Annotated in this window: 12 protein-coding genes; 9 read left to right on the forward strand and 3 right to left on the reverse strand. The window is 68.2% G+C overall.

What is annotated here, in order from left to right; genetic code table 11:
* Window positions 1-47: 47 nt before the first annotated feature.
* Together iolD and ACTJLD_RS00155 are read right to left on the reverse strand one after the other, a co-directional pair.
* Complete coding sequence (gene iolD / locus ACTJLD_RS00150; protein ID WP_027787743.1) at window positions 48-1,931, reverse strand: 3D-(3,5/4)-trihydroxycyclohexane-1,2-dione acylhydrolase (decyclizing); 1,884 nt, start codon at window positions 1,929-1,931, stop codon at window positions 48-50.
* A 65-nt stretch (window positions 1,932-1,996) separates the two neighbouring features.
* Window positions 1,997-3,955 (reverse strand): bifunctional 5-dehydro-2-deoxygluconokinase/5-dehydro-2-deoxyphosphogluconate aldolase, encoded by a 1,959-nt coding sequence (locus ACTJLD_RS00155; RefSeq protein WP_060173015.1) that lies wholly within the window; start codon window positions 3,953-3,955, stop codon window positions 1,997-1,999.
* Window positions 3,956-4,271: 316 nt separating this feature from the next.
* Between ACTJLD_RS00155 and ACTJLD_RS00160 the strand changes: the two genes are divergently transcribed.
* The 8 genes from ACTJLD_RS00160 (at window position 4,272) to ACTJLD_RS00195 (ending at window position 13,378) form a co-directional block, all read left to right on the forward strand.
* Complete coding sequence (locus ACTJLD_RS00160; RefSeq protein WP_027787741.1) at window positions 4,272-5,198, forward strand: sugar ABC transporter substrate-binding protein; 927 nt, start codon at window positions 4,272-4,274, stop codon at window positions 5,196-5,198.
* 68 nt (window positions 5,199-5,266) lie between these two features.
* On the forward strand, window positions 5,267-6,850 hold the full coding sequence (locus ACTJLD_RS00165; RefSeq protein ID WP_124818922.1) for a sugar ABC transporter ATP-binding protein: 1,584 nt from the start codon (window positions 5,267-5,269) through the stop codon (window positions 6,848-6,850).
* A 27-nt stretch (window positions 6,851-6,877) separates the two neighbouring features.
* A complete protein-coding gene (locus ACTJLD_RS00170; RefSeq protein ID WP_059484329.1) occupies window positions 6,878-7,903 on the forward strand; it encodes an ABC transporter permease in 1,026 nt (341 codons plus the stop codon).
* A gap of 75 nt (window positions 7,904-7,978) precedes the next feature.
* Complete coding sequence (locus ACTJLD_RS00175) at window positions 7,979-8,890, forward strand: sugar phosphate isomerase/epimerase family protein (protein ID WP_049096986.1); 912 nt, start codon at window positions 7,979-7,981, stop codon at window positions 8,888-8,890.
* 59 nt (window positions 8,891-8,949) lie between these two features.
* Window positions 8,950-9,963, forward strand: a complete 1,014-nt coding sequence (locus ACTJLD_RS00180; RefSeq protein WP_021162372.1) for a Gfo/Idh/MocA family oxidoreductase — start codon at window positions 8,950-8,952, stop codon at window positions 9,961-9,963.
* A gap of 36 nt (window positions 9,964-9,999) precedes the next feature.
* The gene (locus tag ACTJLD_RS00185; protein WP_440657616.1) at window positions 10,000-10,926 is read left to right on the forward strand and encodes a TIM barrel protein; all 927 of its coding nucleotides are present in this window, start codon (window positions 10,000-10,002) and stop codon (window positions 10,924-10,926) included.
* Window positions 10,927-10,982: 56 nt separating this feature from the next.
* Window positions 10,983-12,155 carry a Gfo/Idh/MocA family protein gene (locus ACTJLD_RS00190; protein ID WP_440657617.1) on the forward strand — a complete coding sequence of 391 codons (1,173 nt, stop codon included), beginning with the start codon at window positions 10,983-10,985 and terminating at the stop codon, window positions 12,153-12,155.
* 338 nt (window positions 12,156-12,493) lie between these two features.
* Window positions 12,494-13,378: a MurR/RpiR family transcriptional regulator gene (locus ACTJLD_RS00195; protein ID WP_021162369.1), complete on the forward strand. Its 885-nt coding sequence runs from the start codon at window positions 12,494-12,496 to the stop codon at window positions 13,376-13,378.
* 87 nt (window positions 13,379-13,465) lie between these two features.
* Here ACTJLD_RS00195 and ACTJLD_RS00200 read toward each other — a convergent pair whose 3' ends face one another.
* A complete protein-coding gene (locus tag ACTJLD_RS00200; protein WP_027787736.1) occupies window positions 13,466-14,986 on the reverse strand; it encodes a CoA-acylating methylmalonate-semialdehyde dehydrogenase in 1,521 nt (506 codons plus the stop codon).
* Window positions 14,987-15,099: 113 nt separating this feature from the next.
* On the opposite strand from ACTJLD_RS00200, the gene ACTJLD_RS00205 reads away from it, so the two are divergent.
* A complete protein-coding gene (locus ACTJLD_RS00205) occupies window positions 15,100-16,035 on the forward strand; it encodes a LysR substrate-binding domain-containing protein (protein ID WP_440657618.1) in 936 nt (311 codons plus the stop codon).
* Window positions 16,036-16,038: the final 3 nt, after the last annotated feature.

The following is a 16,038-nucleotide window of genomic DNA, read 5'->3' on the forward strand; positions in this document are numbered from 1 at the left end:
GTTCGAATGTGTTTTTCGCGGGGAGGGTGCGTGGGCAGCGTGCGTCATCAGCGCCGCTGCCGGGTCTTCGCGTCGAGATACGCGCGGTGCGCGTCCTCGACGCCGGCGCGTTCGGACACCTGCGGCACGGCGACTTCCCACCATGCGCCGCCGTCGTCGGTCGTGCGCCGGTGCGTGGTGTCGATCACGAGCACCTGGCTCTTCTTCGCCGCGCGGGCGCGCTTCATTTCGCTGCGCAGTTCGCCGATATCGCGCACGTGCACGGCTTCGGCGCCCATCGCGCGCGCATGCATCGCGAAGTCGATCGTCGAGCGTTCGCCGCCTTCGGGCACGCAGTCGTCGAGCATGTTGTTGAAGCTCGCGCCGCCGCAGTTCAGTTGAAGCCGCTCGATGCAGCCGTAGCCGCGGTTGTCGAGGATCACGACGACGATCTTGCGGCCGAGCATCACGGAGGTCGCGAGTTCCGCGTTGAGCATCATGTACGAGCCGTCGCCGACGATCACGATCACTTCGCGCTCGGGCCGCGCGAGCTTCGCGCCGAGGCCGCCCGCGACTTCGTAGCCCATGCACGAGTACGCGTAGTCCATGTGGTAGTTGCCCGGCACGCCGCTGCGCCACAGCTTGTGCAGTTCGGCCGGCAGCGTGCCGGCCGCGCACACCACGAGGTCGTCGCGCGCGCTGTCGCGCCCCGCGTCGGCCGCGGAGTCGCGCACCGCGCCGATCACTTCCGCGTCGTAGGGCAGCGTGTCGTTCGGCACGCGCGTCGTGAGTTCGGTCACGCGCGCGTTCCATGCGGCGGCCTGGTCGCGGTTGCTGGCCGTCCATGCCGGATCGGCGTGCCAGCCGGCCAGCGCGGCCGACAGCTGGCCGAGGCCCGTGCGCGCGTCGGCGACGAGTTGCCGGCCGCGTTTCTTGCCTGCGTCGAACGGTTGCACGTTCAGGCTCAGCAGCGTTGCGTTGCCGTAGAGCGCATGCGAGCCGGTCGTGAAGTCCTGCAGCCGCGTGCCGACCGCGAACACCACGTCGGCCTGCGCGGCCGCGCGGTTTGCGGCGGGCGAGCCCGTCACGCCGATCGAGCCGAGGTTCAGCGGGTGGTCCCACGCGAGGCTGCCCTTGCCGGCCTGCGATTCCGCGACCGGCACGCCATGCGTATCGGCGAACGCACGCAGCGCGTCCCACGCCTGGCTGTACAGCACGCCGCCGCCCGCGACGATCAGCGGCTTCTTCGCGGCCTTCAGCACGTCGAGCGCATCGGCGAGCTCGAGCGCGTCGGCCGGCGGCCGGCGCATCCGGATCACCGGCGGCGCGAAGAAATCCTCGGGCCAGTCGTACGCGAAGGTCTGCACGTCCTGCGGCAGCGCGAGGCACACGGGGCCGCACTGCGCGGGGTCGGTCATCACCTGGATCGCACGCGGCAGCGCGACGAGCAGCTGCTCGGGCGACGTGATCCGGTCGAAGTAGCGCGTCACCGGCCGGAAGCAGTCGTTCGCGCTGACGTCGCCCTGTTCGAAATCCTCGACCTGTTGCAGCACCGGGTCGGGCAGGCGCGACACGAACACGTCGCCGGGCAGCAGCAGCAGCGGCAGGCGGCCGACGTGCGCGAGCGCGGCGGAGGTCAGCATGTTGGTCGCGCCGGGGCCGATGCTCGACGTCGCGGCCATCATCCGCTGGCGGAAGTTCGCTTTCGCGAACGCGATCGCCGCGTTCGCCATCCCTTGCTCGTTGTGCGCGCGGAACGTCGGCAGCCGGTCTTTTTCAGCGTGCAGCGCCTCGCCGAGCCCGGCCACGTTGCCGTGGCCGAAGATCGCGAACACGCCGCCGCAGTAGGGCAGGATCTCGACGCGGCCGTCGGGCTGGACGACTTCGGCGCGCAGGGCGGCCAGGTAGCGCACGAGCGCCTGGCTGACGGTCAGTCTTACGGTAGAGGTCATGTCGGTCGGTGAAGAGGATTCGGGTGGATCATCGCGGGCGTCGCTTCGTGTCGCGTCACGTCATGTCACGCCGCGGCGGCGCGGGCGGCCGCCGCACGGCGGCCGAGCCACGCGTCCACGAGCTGCGCGAAGTTGCCGGCCACTTCATCGATCAGCGCCTGGTCGTCGATCCGGCCGGCGAACCAGTTCAGCGACGCATCGGCCCACAGCGTGCGCCCGACCATGAAGCCCTTGACGATCGGGTTGGTCGCCGAGCGGAAGCTGTCGACGAGGTACTGCAGCGGCTGGTTCAGCCCGAGGATCACCGCGCCGCGGCAGTGCGGGTCGCGCTCGGCGATCAGCGCGGCGAGCCGTGCCCAGCCGTCGGCGCTCAGCGGCGTGAGCTTCCACCATTCGGGTTTCACGCCGAGGTTGTAGAAGCGCGCGATCGTGCGCAGCACCGCGTCGTCCTCGGTGCCGGCCGGCGTGACCGCGCGCGGCGGAATCATTTCCAGCAGCAGTTCGTTGCCGCTGGCGCGCGTGGCTTCCCACAGTTCCAGCACGCGCTGCTCCTGTTCGACGCGCAGGTCGACCTGGTCGTCCGGATGATAGTGAACGAGGCACTTCACGACCTGTTCGGTCGGCCAGTGCGTGAGCGACGAGCCGACCGAGCGCGTTTCGTCGAAGCGCAGCGGCCGGGAGCCCGGCAGCTCGACCGGGCGGCCGACCCACCAGCCGCGCCCGGTGGCCGACGCCAGCGCGTCGCTGCCGTAGCCGCCGCCGTCGATCAGCACGCCGACATGGCCTTCGATCCGGCGCTCGCGCTCGACCTGCTCGACCGCGCGCACGAGCAGGCGCTTCAGCGTCCTGATCCGTGCTTCGTCGGCGCCGGCCTGCACCGCGAGTTCGTAGAACTGGCTGCGATGATCGAACGCCATCACGCACAGGTCGTCCCATTCGCGGCGCGGCACCGTCACGCGATGCAGGTGCGCGAGCGTGTGATCGGCATCGACCACCGGATTGCGGCTGCCGTCGAACCAGTGCGCAAGCTCGGCCGGCGTCGGCATCGCCGCGGAGCACGCGTGGCGCGATACGACGATCGCGCCGCACGCGTTCGCGATGCGCGTCGACTCGGCCCAGTCGCGGCCGCGCAGCAGCCCCGACAGCAGGCCCGACAGGAACGCGTCGCCCGCGCCGAGCACGTTGAGCACCTCGACACGTTCGCCGAGGAAGGTCGGCGCATCGTCGATGCGGGCGGGAATGTCGCCTTCGATCACGCAGCAGCCGAGCGCGCCGCGCTTGACGACCAGCGTCGCGTTCGTGATGGCGCGCACCGCCTGCAACGACCCGATCAGGTCGTGCGGCACGCCGCCCGCGATCAGGAATTCCTCCTCGGTGCCGACCAGCAGGTCGAATTCGCCGAGCACCTGCTGCAGCTGACGCGTCACCTGCGCGTCCGGCACGTAGCGGTTCTCGCCCGCGCCGCGCGCGGTCAGGCCCCACAGCACGGGCCGGTAGTCGATGTCGAGAATTCGCACGACGCCATGGCGGCGCGCATAACCGAGCGCGGTCAGTGACGCCTCGCGCGTGCCCGGCGTCGACAGATGCGTGCCGGTGATCGCGAGCGCGCGGCAGCCGGCGATGAAGTCCTCGCTGATCTCGTCGGCGCGCACGGCCATGTCCGCGCAGTTCTCGCGCACGAACAGCAGCGGGAACGTGTCGCGATCCTTCAGCCCGAGCAGCACCAGCGCGGTGAGGCGTTCGCGGTCGGTCTGCAGCTGGCTCGTGTCGCAGCCTTCGCGCTCGAGCGTCTCGCGCAGGAAGCGGCCCATCTGCTCGTCGCCGACGCGCGAGATCATCGCGGTCTTCAGCCCGAGCCGCGCCACGCCGAACGCGACGTTGCCGGACGAGCCGCCGAGATACATCTGGAAGCTGCGCGCGTCTTCGAGGCGGCTGCCGTACTGCTGCGCATAGAGATCCACGGCCACGCGGCCGAGGCAGGCGAGATCGATGGGGCGGTCACTCGGAAAGTTCAGCAGGCTCATATCACGTGTCACGCTCGCGGCCGGCGTTCGGCAATGCCGGCGGATTAGGGGGCCGATCCGGTCGCGACCGTCCGCACCGTGTATTGCACGACGCGGGACTGCCTGCCGCAAGGAATCGGGCTACGGACGCAGCCTAGACTTTTTGGAAATCCAGTTCCCTAGGTGAAATCACGTAGAAATAAATTTCCAAATTTTCGAGGAAGTGATCTACAGTTTCATCCGGATGCTTCAGTCCGTATCGGATTCGATCGGACTCGGCCCGGCGGCGCGCAACGCGCCGTCTTCCGCCCCCCGGAGATGAGGAGACAGATTGATCATGAAGACCAAGCTGATGGCCGTCGCGGCCGCCGCGATCCTGGCTGCGCCGCTCGCGCATGCCGAGAAGATCGGCGTGACGATGGCGTCGTTCGACGACACGTTCCTGACCATCCTGCGCAACAGCATCGCCGATTCGGCGAAGAAGGACGGCGCGACGGTGCAGATCGAGGACGGCGGCAACGACGTCGGCAAGCAGTTGAGCCAGGTCCAGAACATGATTGCGCAGAAGGTCGACGCGATCATCGTGAACGCGGTCGATACCGATGCGACGCCGAAGATCACGAAGATGGTGACGGCCGCGAAGATCCCGCTCGTCTACGTGAACCGCAAGCCGGTCGATTTCGACAAGCTGCCGGCCGGCGTCGCGGTCGTCGCGTCCGACGAGAAGCAGTCGGGCACGCTGCAGGCGCGCCAGGTGTGCAAGCTGCTCGGCGGCAAGGGCGACCTCCTCGTGCTGATGGGCGAGCTGTCCAACGAATCGGCGCGCGCCCGCACGAAAGACATCGAGGACGTGATCGCGACGAAGGATTGCGCGGGCATGAAGATCGTCGACAAGCGCGAGGGCAAGTGGAGCCGCACGCAGGGCCAGGACATCACGATGAACTGGCTGAGCTCCGGCACGAAGTACGACGCGATCATCTCCAACAACGACGAGATGGCGATCGGCGCGATCAATGCGCTGAAGGCCGCGCGCAAGTGGACGCCGAAGACGATCGTCGCCGGCATCGACGCGACGCCCGACGGGCTCGCCTCGATGAAGAGCGGCGAGCTGAAGGTGTCGGTGTACCAGAACGCGTCCGGGCAGGGGCAGCAGGCCGTCGCGGCCGCGCTCAAGCTCGCGAAGAAGCAGCCCGTCGACCGCTACGTGAACGTGCCGTTCGAGCTCGTGACGCCCGAGAACATGAGCCAGTACGCGAAGCACTGACCGGTGATCCGTTGAACTGCGCGTGCCCGGCATGACCGGGCACGCGCGCGACTCGTCGAGGAACGTCCATGTTTACAGCCAGGATCGCGCGCCCGATGGCCGGCGACGATGCGTCGGCCGGTGCGTCGGGTTTGTCCGGCTCGTCGGCCCCGCCGGCTTCTTCCGCGGCCGACTGCGTGCTCGAGGTGCGCGGTGTCGGCAAGTCCTTTCCGGGCGTCGTCGCGCTCGACGGCGTGCAGTTCCGCGTGCGTCGCGGCACCGTCCATGCACTGATGGGCGAGAACGGCGCGGGCAAGTCGACGCTGATGAAGATCATCGCGGGCGTCTACACGCCCGACCAGGGCGAGATCCTGATCAACGGCGAGCCGGTCGTGCTGAACGGCCCGCTCGATGCGCTCGACCGCGGCATCGCGATGATTCACCAGGAACTCAACCTGATGCCGTACATGACGGTCGCGGAGAACATCTGGATCCGCCGCGAACCGAAGAACCGCTTCGGCCTGATCGATCACGCGGCGCTGCGCCGTCAGACGGCCGCGCTGTTCGAGCGGTTGTCGATCGACATCGATCCGGAAACCGACGTGCGCACGCTGACGGTCGCGAGCCGCCAGATGGTCGAGATCGCGAAGGCCGTGTCGTTCGACTCGGACGTGCTGATCATGGACGAGCCGACTTCCGCGCTGACCGACAAGGAAGTCACGCACCTGTTCCGGATCATTCGCCAGCTGCGCGAGCAGGGCAAGGGCATCGTCTACATCACGCACAAGATGAACGAGCTGTTCGAGATTGCCGACGAGTTTTCGGTGTTCCGCGACGGCAAGTACATCGGCACGCATGCGTCGAGCGACGTCACGCGCGACGACATCATCCGCATGATGGTCGGGCGCGAGATCACGCAGATGTTCCCGAAGGAGGAGGTGCCGATCGGCGACGTCGTGCTGTCGGTGAAGAACCTCGGCGTCGACGGCGTGTTCCGCGACGTGAGCTTCGAGCTGCGCGCGGGCGAGATCCTCGGCGTAGCCGGCCTCGTCGGCTCGGGGCGCTCGAACGTCGCGGAGGCGCTGTTCGGCGTCGTGCCGGCCACGTCGGGCGAGATCCGGATCGACGGCAAGCCGGTGCGGATCGCGACACCCGCGCAGGCGATGAAGCACGGGATGGCCTTCCTCACCGAGGATCGCAAGGACACCGGCTGCTTCCTGAATCTCGACCTGCTCGCGAACATGGAAGCGGCGGTGCTCAGCAACCGCTACGTGAAGTTCAATTTCGTGCGGCAGGCGCAGTTGAAGCGCGACTGCGAGGAAATGAGCCGGATGCTGCGCGTGAAGTCGCCCGGGCTGCACGAGGAGATCCAGAACCTGTCGGGCGGCAACCAGCAGAAGGTGCTGATCGGCCGGTGGCTGCTCACGCAGCCGCGCATCCTGATCCTCGACGAACCGACCCGCGGCATCGACGTCGGCGCGAAGGCCGAGATTCACAGGCTCGTCAGCGCGCTCGCCGGCAAGGGCGTCGCGGTGCTGATGATCTCGTCGGAAATGCCGGAAGTGCTGGGAATGAGCGATCGCGTGATGGTGATGCACGAAGGGCGCATGACCGGCATCGTCGATCGCAAGGACGCCGACCAGGTCCGCATCATGGATCTCGCGTCGCGCTGAGCCGAAACAAGACTGGAGACAAATGAAATGGGCAACCTGAATCCGGCTGCGGATGCGCAGACCATGACGATCAAGGCGCGGCACATGAAGTGGCCGCCCGAACTGAGCATCTTCCTCGTGCTCGTCGGCATCAGCCTGTTCTTCGAGATCGTCGGCTGGATCGTCGTCGGCCAGAGCTTCCTGTTCAATACCGAGCGGCTCGAGATCATCGTGCTGCAGATGGCCGTGATCGGCATCATCGCGGTCGGCGTGAACCTCGTGATCATCACCAGCGGGATCGACCTGTCGTCGGGCTCGGTCGTGGCCGCCGCGGCGGTCGTGTCGGCAAGCCTCGCGCAGGTGTCCGACTTCCCGCGCGCGGTGTTCCCGCACCTGACCGACCTGCCGATCATCTGGCCCGTGCTGGCCGGCGTGTGCGTCGGGCTGCTGGTCGGCCTGCTGAACGGCTCGCTGATCGCGATGACCGGCATCCCGCCGTTCATCGCGACGCTCGGCACGATGGTGGCCGCGCGCGGGTTCGCGAAGTGGTTCACCAACGGGATGCCCGTGTCGATGCTGACCGACCAGTTCGCGGCCATCGGCGCAGGCGCCAATCCGGTGATCATCTTCCTCGTGATCGCCGCGATCTTCCACGTCGTGCTGCGCTACACGCGCTTCGGCAAGTACACGTACGCGATCGGCGCGAACCGTCATGCGGCCGTCGTGTCCGGCATCAACGTCACGCGCCACCTGGTCTTCGTCTACGCGATCGCGGGCCTGCTGAGCGGGATCGCCGGCACCGTGACCGCCGCGCGCGCGATCTCGGGCCAGTCGGGCATGGGCGTGATGTACGAACTCGACGCGATCGCGGCCGTCGTGATCGGCGGCACGTCGCTGTCGGGCGGGCTCGGCCGCGTGACGGGCACCGTGATCGGCGTGCTGATCCTCGGCGTGATGACGTCGGGCTTCACGTTCATCCGCATCGACGCGTATTACCAGGAGATGGTCAAGGGCGCGATCATCGTCGCGGCCGTGATCGCCGACCAGTACCGCAACAAGAAGAAGCGCCGCTGACCGTCATGCATCGCCGGACGAGGGCGGCACGTGCCGCTGCGTTCGTCCGGAACCCGCTATCGCCGAGGACTTTCGATGAAGATCGCGCTGGACCCCTACATGATTCGCCACCTGCCGCTCGACCGCCTGCCGCACGCGGTGGCCGAGCTCGGCTACGACCAGATCGAGCTGTCGCCGCGCAGCGACTTTCTCGACTGGTGGGTGATGCCGCGCGCGACGCGCGAGCGGATGGCCGCTTTCCGGCAGGCGATGCGCGCGAGCGGCGTCGGCCTCGCGTCGCTGCAGCCGATGTACCGCTGGGCGAGCCCGTTCGAGGACGAGCGGTTATGGGCCGTGCGCTGCTGGAAGAAGGCGATCGAGGTGGCGGTCGAGATGGAGTGCGCGCTGATGGTGTCGGAGTTCGGGCGCGGTGCGTCGCCCGAGCGCTCGGTCGGCGAACGGCCGGGTGCGAACCCGAAGGAGCTGTGCGAAGCCGCGTGGTTCCGTTCGATGGACGAGCTGCTGCCGATCCTCGAGCGCGAACGCATCGTGCTGTCGGTCGAGCCGCATCCGGAGGACTGGATCGAGCAGCTGCAGCCGGCGATCGACATCGTCACGAACATCGGCTCGCCGTCGCTGAAGCTGTCGTACATCGCGCCGCACACGTTCTACTACGGCGACGACATGGCCGCGATGATCGCGCAGGCCGCGCCGATCCTCGCGCACGTGCGCGTGGCCGACACCTTCGACCACCGCAAGAGCAGCCAGCTGCGCTACATCGTGAATCCGCCCGGTTCGAACCAGATTCGCGTGCACCAGCATCTCGACATCGGGCAGGGCGAGATCGACTGGGACGTGTTCTTTCGCGCGCTCGGCGCGGCAGGCTTCGACGGCGTGATGTCGTCGTGCGTGTTCGCGTGGGAGGACCGCGCGGAAGCGTCGTCGCGCTACATGCGCGACACGATCCGGCGCTACGTCGATCGTTTTTTCGATCGCACCGCGCGCTGACCTGTTGCTGGCCGGTGCGGCGGGTGTCGCACCGCAGATGAACGACTGGAGACTGTTAGATGACCTTGCAAATCGGCGTGATCGGCTGCGGCGCGATCGGCCAGGACCACATCCGCAGACTGACCCGCACGCTGTCCGGCGCGCGTGTCGTGGCCGTCAACGACATCGATCCGCAGCAGGCGCGCGACGCGGTGACGAAGTACGGGCTCGATGCCGAGATCTACGCCGACGGCCACGAGGTGGTCGCGGCCGCCGACGTGCAGGCCGTGCTCGTCACGTCGTGGGGGCCGACGCACGAAGCGTTCGTGCTCGACGCGATCGCGCACGGCAAGCCCGTGTTCTGCGAGAAGCCGCTCGCCGTCACGGCGGAAGGCTGCATGCGGATCGTCGAAGCGGAAGTCGCGCACGGCAAGCGGCTCGTGCAGGTCGGCTTCATGCGTCCGTACGACGAAGGCTATCGCGCGCTCAAGCGCGTGATCGACAGCGGCGAGATCGGCGCGCCCTTGATGCTGCATTGTGCGCACCGCAACCAGTCGGTCGGCGAGCGCTACACGACCGACATGGCGATCACCGACACGCTGATTCACGAACTCGACGTGCTGCGCTGGCTGCTCGGCGAGGACTACGTGAGCACGCAGGTCGTCTATCCGAAGAAGACGCGCCATGCATCGTCGCATCTCGCCGATCCGCAGATCGTTTTGCTGGAAACCGCGAGCGGCGTGCGCATCGACGTCGAGATCTTCGTGAACTGCCAGTACGGCTACGACATCCAGTGCGAGGTGGTCGGCGAGCAGGGCATCGCGAAGCTGCCCGATCCGCCGGCGGTGGGGCTCAAGCATGCGGCGCGGCAGTCGGTCGAGATCATGACCGACTGGAAGGAGCGCTTCATCGCATCGTACGACGTCGAGCTGCAGGCGTTCATCGACGGCGTGCGCGCGCACGCGCTCACCGGGCCGTCGGCCTGGGACGGCTACGCGGCGGCGGTCGCGGCCGATGCATGCGTGCGTGCGCAAAAGAGCGGGGCGGTCGAATCGATCGCGATGGCCGAACGCCCCGCGTTCTATCGTGGCTGAACCGCAGCCGCCTACCTACCTGCCGGACTGACCGACATGACGATGAAGATGGGTTGCGCACCGTGCTGCTGGGGTGTCGACGACGTGAAGAACCCGCACCTGCCGCTGTGGCGGCAGGTGCTCGCCGAGGCCGCGCAGGCCGGCTACTCGGGCATCGAGCTCGGGCCGTACGGCTACATCCCGCTCGAACTCGACGTGGTGAGCGCCGAGCTCGAGCGGCAGCGCCTGAGCATCACCGCCGGTACGATCTTCGACGATCTCGTGGCGCCGGAGAACCTGTCGAACCTGTTGCGCCAGACGCGCGAGATCTGCGCGCTGATCACGCGGCTGCCGAAACTGCCGACGCAGGACGGCCAGCGCTACGCGGCGCCGTACCTGGTCGTGATCGACTGGGGGCATGAAGAACGCGACTACGCGGCCGGCCACGCCGATCGCGCGCCGCGGCTGTCCGGCGCACGCTGGGCCGGCATGGTCGAGCACATCCGGCAGATCGCGACGATCGCGCGCGGCGAATTCGGCGTGCGCACGGTGATCCATCCGCATGCGGGCGGCTACATCGAATTCGCGGACGAGATCGACCGGATCGTCGCCGACATTCCGGCCGACACGGCCGGCCTCTGTCTGGATACCGGCCACCTGCATTACTCGGGCATGGACCCGGAAACCTGGCTGCGCCGCCATGCGGCGCGCCTCGACTATGTGCACTTCAAGGACATCGACGCGGCCGTGTACGACGCGGTGATGGGCGAGCACATCGCGTTCTTCGCCGCGTGCGCGCGCGGCGTGATGTGCCCGATCGGCACCGGCGTGCTCGACTACCGGGCGATCCGCCGCGCGCTCGACGACATCGGTTACGCCGGGTACATCACGATCGAACAGGAGCGCGACCCGCGCAATGCCGGCACGAGCCTGCGCGACGTCGCCGCGAGCCGCGCGTTTCTCGCGTCGGCCGGCTTCGCATGATCCACCGCGCGTTGCACCCCTGAACACCCTGAACACGAACCAGGAACATCACCATCATGATTGACGGACAGATTCTGCTTGGACATTCGATTCGCTGGGGCATGGTCGGCGGCGGGCTCGGCAGCCAGATCGGCTACAGCCACCGGTCGGCCGCGTTGCGCGACGGCAGCTTCCAGCTGGTCGCCGGCGCGTTCGACATCGATCCCGAACGCGGCCGCCAGTTCGGCGTGAAGCTCGGCGTCGCCGCCGAGCGCTGCTATCCCGACTACGCGACGATGTTCGACGCCGAGGCGCGCCGCCCGGACGGCATCCGCGCGGTGTCGATCGCGACACCGAACAACACGCACTTCGAGATCTGCCGCGCCGCGCTGAACGCGGGGCTGCACGTGGTCTGCGAGAAGCCGCTGTGCTTCACGACCGAGGAGGCCGAGGCGCTGCAGCGGCTGTCGGTCGAGAAGAACCGGGTCGTCGGCGTCGCGTACGGCTATTCCGGACACCAGATGATCGAACAGGCGCGCGAGATGATCGCGCGCGGCGATCTCGGCGAGATCCGCATCGTGCAGATGCAGTTCGCGCACGGGTTCCACAGCGAGGGCGTCGAGGCCGCGAGCGCGGCCGCGCGCTGGCGCGTCGACCCGAAGTTCGCGGGCCCGAGCTACGTGCTCGGCGACATCGGCACGCATCCGCTGTACATCTCCGAAGTGATGGCGCCCGAGCTGAAGATCCGGCGGCTGATGTGCTCGCGGCAGAGCTTCGTGAAGAGCCGCGCGCCGCTCGAGGACAACGCGTTCACGATCATGGAGTACGACACGGGCGCGGTCGGTTACGTGTGGTCGAGCGCGGTGAACGCGGGCTCGATGCACGGCCAGAAGGTGAGGGTGATCGGCGCGAAGGCGAGCGTCGAATGGTGGGACGAGCATCCGAACCAGTTGCGCTACGAAGTGCAGGGGCAGCCCGCCCAGGTGCTCGATCGCGGGATGGGTTATCTGCATCCGCACGCATTGCGCGAAGATCGCATCGGTGCCGGGCATCCGGAGGGGCTGTTCGAGGCCTGGTCGAATCTCTATGCGCGCTTCGCGCTTGCGATGGATGCGGCCGATCGCGGCGACGTCGCGGCGTTGAAGAGCATTCGCTTTCCGGATGTCCATGCGGGCGTGGAAGGCGTGCGCTGGGTGGAGAACTGCGTGCGCTCCGCCGATGCGGGCGGGGTGTGGGTCGACTATCGCTGAACCGGCGGCGCGGGCAGGCTGCGGGGCGGGCGGCTGCCTGCCGCATGTCTCCGCTTCTGTCGCTTTTGCCGTTTCTCGCTGTTTCTCGCCGCTTCGCCCCGATGGCCGGCTTGGTAGACGCCCTAATCTTTACGACGCCGCGCGAGCGTTGGACAATCGCTTCCAGTATCGCCGTGGAGCGTAGGCAAGTGATGATCGAGCGCGTGGGAGCGAGCACGTGGCGCGGGCCGCGCCGCAAACGTGATTAAATTCGCCCTTCATGCATGTGTTCAGGTGAGCCCCGGGCCGCGTCCGTCAGTGTCGTGCGCGCATCGGGGCCGTCAACTTCGCGCTATCCGATGAGTTCATCCGAGAAACCTCCCGCCACCGTCGAGCAGTTCCTGCAGCACCTGACGCAGGAATACGACGGCCTCAGCAATCGCCTGAAGGTGATTGCGCGCCACGTGGAAACGCATCGGGACCAGCTTGGCCTGGAAGGCATCCAGTCGCTCGCGGAGGCGTGCGGCGTCCAGCCGTCGGCCGTCGTGCGCTTCGCGAAGCATTTCGGCTTTTCCGGCTTCTCCGAGATGCAGCGGCTGTTCCGCGAAGGGCTCGCGCAGCAGATCGCGCCGGGGCGCGCGTACAACCTGCGGCTGCGCGACGTGATCGAGTCGGGCTCGTCGAGCCTGCAGCCCGAACAGATCGCCGACGAATTCATCAAGGGCAGCATTGCCGGCATGCAGCAGCTGCGGCAGACGCTCGATTCGCAGGCGCTCGCGCAGGCCGTCGACCTGCTCGCCGAAACCCAGGCGATCTGGATCGCGGGCTCGCGGCGCGCGTTTCCGATCGCCGTGTACCTCGACTACGCGCTGCAGCACACCGACAAGCGCATCGGGCTGTTCAGCGCGCTGGGCAGCATGCATCTCGGGCAGATCCGGTCGGTGCGCGAGGGCGACGTGATGATCGTCATCTCGTTCATGCCGTATGCGGAGGAAACCGTGCAGGTCGCACAGCAGGCCGTGCAGCGCGGCGCGCGGCTGATCGCGATCACCGACAGCCGGATGAGCCCGCTTGCACGGGAGGCCGAGGTGACGCTGATGGTGCAGGACAGCGAGACGTTCGGCTTCCGCGCGCTGACGGCCACGATGGGCCTCGCGCAGAGCCTGTTCGTCGCGCTCGCGTATCGGCTCGAACTGTCGTACCTGCCGACCGCCGACGGCGCGCACGGTACGAAGGCCGGCTGAAGTCGCCTGCCGGTATACCGGCCGCAGGAGCGACCGGCAACCGGCGGCCGGCGGCCAGCGGCCGGCCGCCGGCGTGCCTTCAGGCGATTACTTCGCGGTCGGCATCGCGAATTCGGCACCCTTGCCGATGCTCGACGACCAGCGCTGCATCACCGACTTCTGGCGCGTGTAGAAGCGCACGCCTTCCTCGCCGTAGGCGTGCATGTCGCCGAACAGGCTCTTCTTCCAGCCGCCGAAGCCATGCCACGCCATCGGCACCGGAATCGGCACGTTGATGCCGACCATCCCGACCTGGATGCGCCGCGCGAATTCGCGCGCGATGCCGCCGTCGCTCGTGAAGCACGACACGCCGTTGCCGAACTCGTGCGCGTTGATCAGGTCGACCGCCTCGCCGAAGTCCTTCACGCGCACGCAGCCGAGCACGGGCCCGAAGATTTCTTCCTTGTAGATGCGCATGTCGGGGGTCACGTGGTCGAACAGCGTGCCGCCGGTGAAGAAGCCTGCCTCGCGGCCCGGCACGCGCAGCCCGCGGCCGTCGACCACCAGTTGCGCGCCTTCGTTCACGCCTTGCTCGATATAGCCTTCGATGCGCTTGAGTGCATCGCCGGTGACGATCGGGCCCATCTCGACTTCCGGCGACATCCCGTCGCCGATCACGAGCTTGCGGGCGCGCTCGGCCACCAGCGGCACGATCTTGTCCGCGACGTCGCCGACCAGCACCGCGACGCTGATCGCCATGCAGCGTTCGCCGGCCGAGCCGTACGCGGCGCCGATCAGCGCGTCGACGGCCTGCTCGAGGTTTGCATCGGGCATCACGACCAGATGGTTCTTCGCGCCGCCGAGGGCCTGCACGCGCTTGCCCGACTGCACCGCGCGTTGCTGCACGTAGGCCGCGATCGGGGTCGAGCCGACGAAGCTGACGGCCTGCACGTCCGGGTGGTCGAGCAGCGCGTCGACCGCCCCCTTGTCGCCCTGGACGACGTTGAACACGCCGGCCGGCAACCCGGCCTGCGTGAGCAGGTCGGCGATAAACAAGGCCGCCGACGGGTCGCGCTCGCTCGGCTTCAGCACGAATGTGTTGCCCGTCGCGATCGCGACCGGGAACATCCAGCACGGCACCATGCACGGGAAGTTGAACGGCGTGATGCCCGCGACGACGCCGAGCGGCTGGCGCATCGTCCAGTTGTCGATGCCGGTGCTGACCTGGTCGGTGAAGTCGCCTTTCAGAAGCTGCGGCACCCCGCACGCGAATTCGATGATGTCGATGCCGCGGGCGACTTCGCCCTGCGCGTCGGAGAACACCTTGCCGTGCTCGGCCGTGATGATCGCCGCGAGTGCGTCGCGATGCTCGTTCATCAGTTGCAGGAAGCGATGCAGGACGCGTGCGCGGCGGATCGGCGGCGTCGCGGCCCACTCGGGGAACGCGGCATGGGCCGACGCGACGGCCTGCTGCACTTCGCTGTCGTCGGCGAGCGCGACGCGGCGCACCGCGCGGCCGAGCGCGGGATTGAGCACGTCCTGGAAGCGGCCGCTGCGGCCGGAGACGGGCGCGCCGTCGACATAGTGGCCGACGTCGGCGTCGGAGGTGTACGCGGGAACCGGATTCATCGTGTCTCCTGGGGGATCGGGTAGGGTGGACGGCACCCAGTCTAGGCAAACGCGCCGGGCGGGAGAAGGCCGTGCAGCTTGATTCACTGTTCAGAATTCTGAATAATCGGCGGATGAATCAGCAAAATGTCCAGGCCCTCTGGCCGCATATCCATTCGCTGACGGTGCTGGCCGCGGCCGGCAGTTTCACGGCCGCCGCGCAGCGGCTCGGCATCAGCAAGGCCGCGATGAGCCAGCGCATCGCCGATCTCGAAAAAGCGGCCGGCGTGCCGCTCGTGCGGCGCACGACGCGCAGCGTGCGGCTCACCGACGCGGGCCAGACGCTCGTCGACAGCACGCGCGACGCGTTCGAGTCGATCGGGCAGCACTTCGCGCGCGTGAAGGACCTGGCCGGGGAGCCGCGCGGCCTGCTGCGCGTGACGGTGCCGGTCGCGCTCGGGCGCCAGCAGGTCGTGCCGCACCTGCCCGATTTCCTGCGGCGGCATCCGGGCGTGCATATCGAGCTCGACCTGTCGGACCGGCTGCATTCGCTGACGCAGGAGGGTTTCGACCTCGCGATCCGCCATACGACCATCGCGCCGCAGACCCACGTCGCGTGGAAGCTGTGCGACACGCGTTCGCTGCTCGTCGCGAGCCGCGACTACCTCGACGCGCGCGGCGCGCCGAGGCACCCGAGCGAACTCGTCGAGCACAGCTGCCTGTGCTACCTGCGCGAGCACGAGCCGGCCGCGTGGAGCTTCGAGCCGGACGGCCGGCGGCGCCAGCGCGTGAGCGTGCCGGTGCGCGGCAGTTTCGCGGCGAACAACAGCGAGGCGATGCGCGAAGCCGCGCTCGGCGGGCTCGGCATCGCGCTGCTGCCGGACTTCAGCGCGCAGCGCGATCTCGACGCCGGCCGGCTCGTCGCGCTGCTCGACGGCTGGCGGCCGTCGGGTGCGTTCGGCGACCACATCTTCGCGATCCGCCCGTACAGCCCGGTCGTGCCGAGCGCGGTGCGCGCGCTCGTGCGGCACCTGCGGGAACGGCTCGCTGGCGGTTTCTCCGGCGCGTGAACC

The sequence above is a fragment of the Burkholderia sp. 22088 genome (genome assembly GCF_052045915.1).
Taxonomy (GTDB): Bacteria; Pseudomonadota; Gammaproteobacteria; order Burkholderiales; family Burkholderiaceae; genus Burkholderia; species Burkholderia cepacia.

Bases quoted from the DNA above. Each gene is read 5' to 3' on its own strand.
- iolD (WP_027787743.1), bottom strand. From the start codon at position 1,931: ATGACCTCTACCGTAAGACTGACCGTCAGCCAGGCGCTCGTGCGCTAC.
- ACTJLD_RS00155 (WP_060173015.1), bottom strand. From the start codon at position 3,955: ATGAGCCTGCTGAACTTTCCGAGTGACCGCCCCATCGATCTCGCCTGC.
- ACTJLD_RS00160 (WP_027787741.1), top strand. From the start codon at position 4,272: ATGAAGACCAAGCTGATGGCCGTCGCGGCCGCCGCGATCCTGGCTGCG.
- ACTJLD_RS00165 (WP_124818922.1), top strand. From the start codon at position 5,267: ATGTTTACAGCCAGGATCGCGCGCCCGATGGCCGGCGACGATGCGTCG.
- ACTJLD_RS00170 (WP_059484329.1), top strand. From the start codon at position 6,878: ATGGGCAACCTGAATCCGGCTGCGGATGCGCAGACCATGACGATCAAG.
- ACTJLD_RS00175 (WP_049096986.1), top strand. From the start codon at position 7,979: ATGAAGATCGCGCTGGACCCCTACATGATTCGCCACCTGCCGCTCGAC.
- ACTJLD_RS00180 (WP_021162372.1), top strand. From the start codon at position 8,950: ATGACCTTGCAAATCGGCGTGATCGGCTGCGGCGCGATCGGCCAGGAC.
- ACTJLD_RS00185 (WP_440657616.1), top strand. From the start codon at position 10,000: ATGACGATGAAGATGGGTTGCGCACCGTGCTGCTGGGGTGTCGACGAC.
- ACTJLD_RS00190 (WP_440657617.1), top strand. From the start codon at position 10,983: ATGATTGACGGACAGATTCTGCTTGGACATTCGATTCGCTGGGGCATG.
- ACTJLD_RS00195 (WP_021162369.1), top strand. From the start codon at position 12,494: ATGAGTTCATCCGAGAAACCTCCCGCCACCGTCGAGCAGTTCCTGCAG.
- ACTJLD_RS00200 (WP_027787736.1), bottom strand. From the start codon at position 14,986: ATGAATCCGGTTCCCGCGTACACCTCCGACGCCGACGTCGGCCACTAT.
- ACTJLD_RS00205 (WP_440657618.1), top strand. From the start codon at position 15,100: ATGAATCAGCAAAATGTCCAGGCCCTCTGGCCGCATATCCATTCGCTG.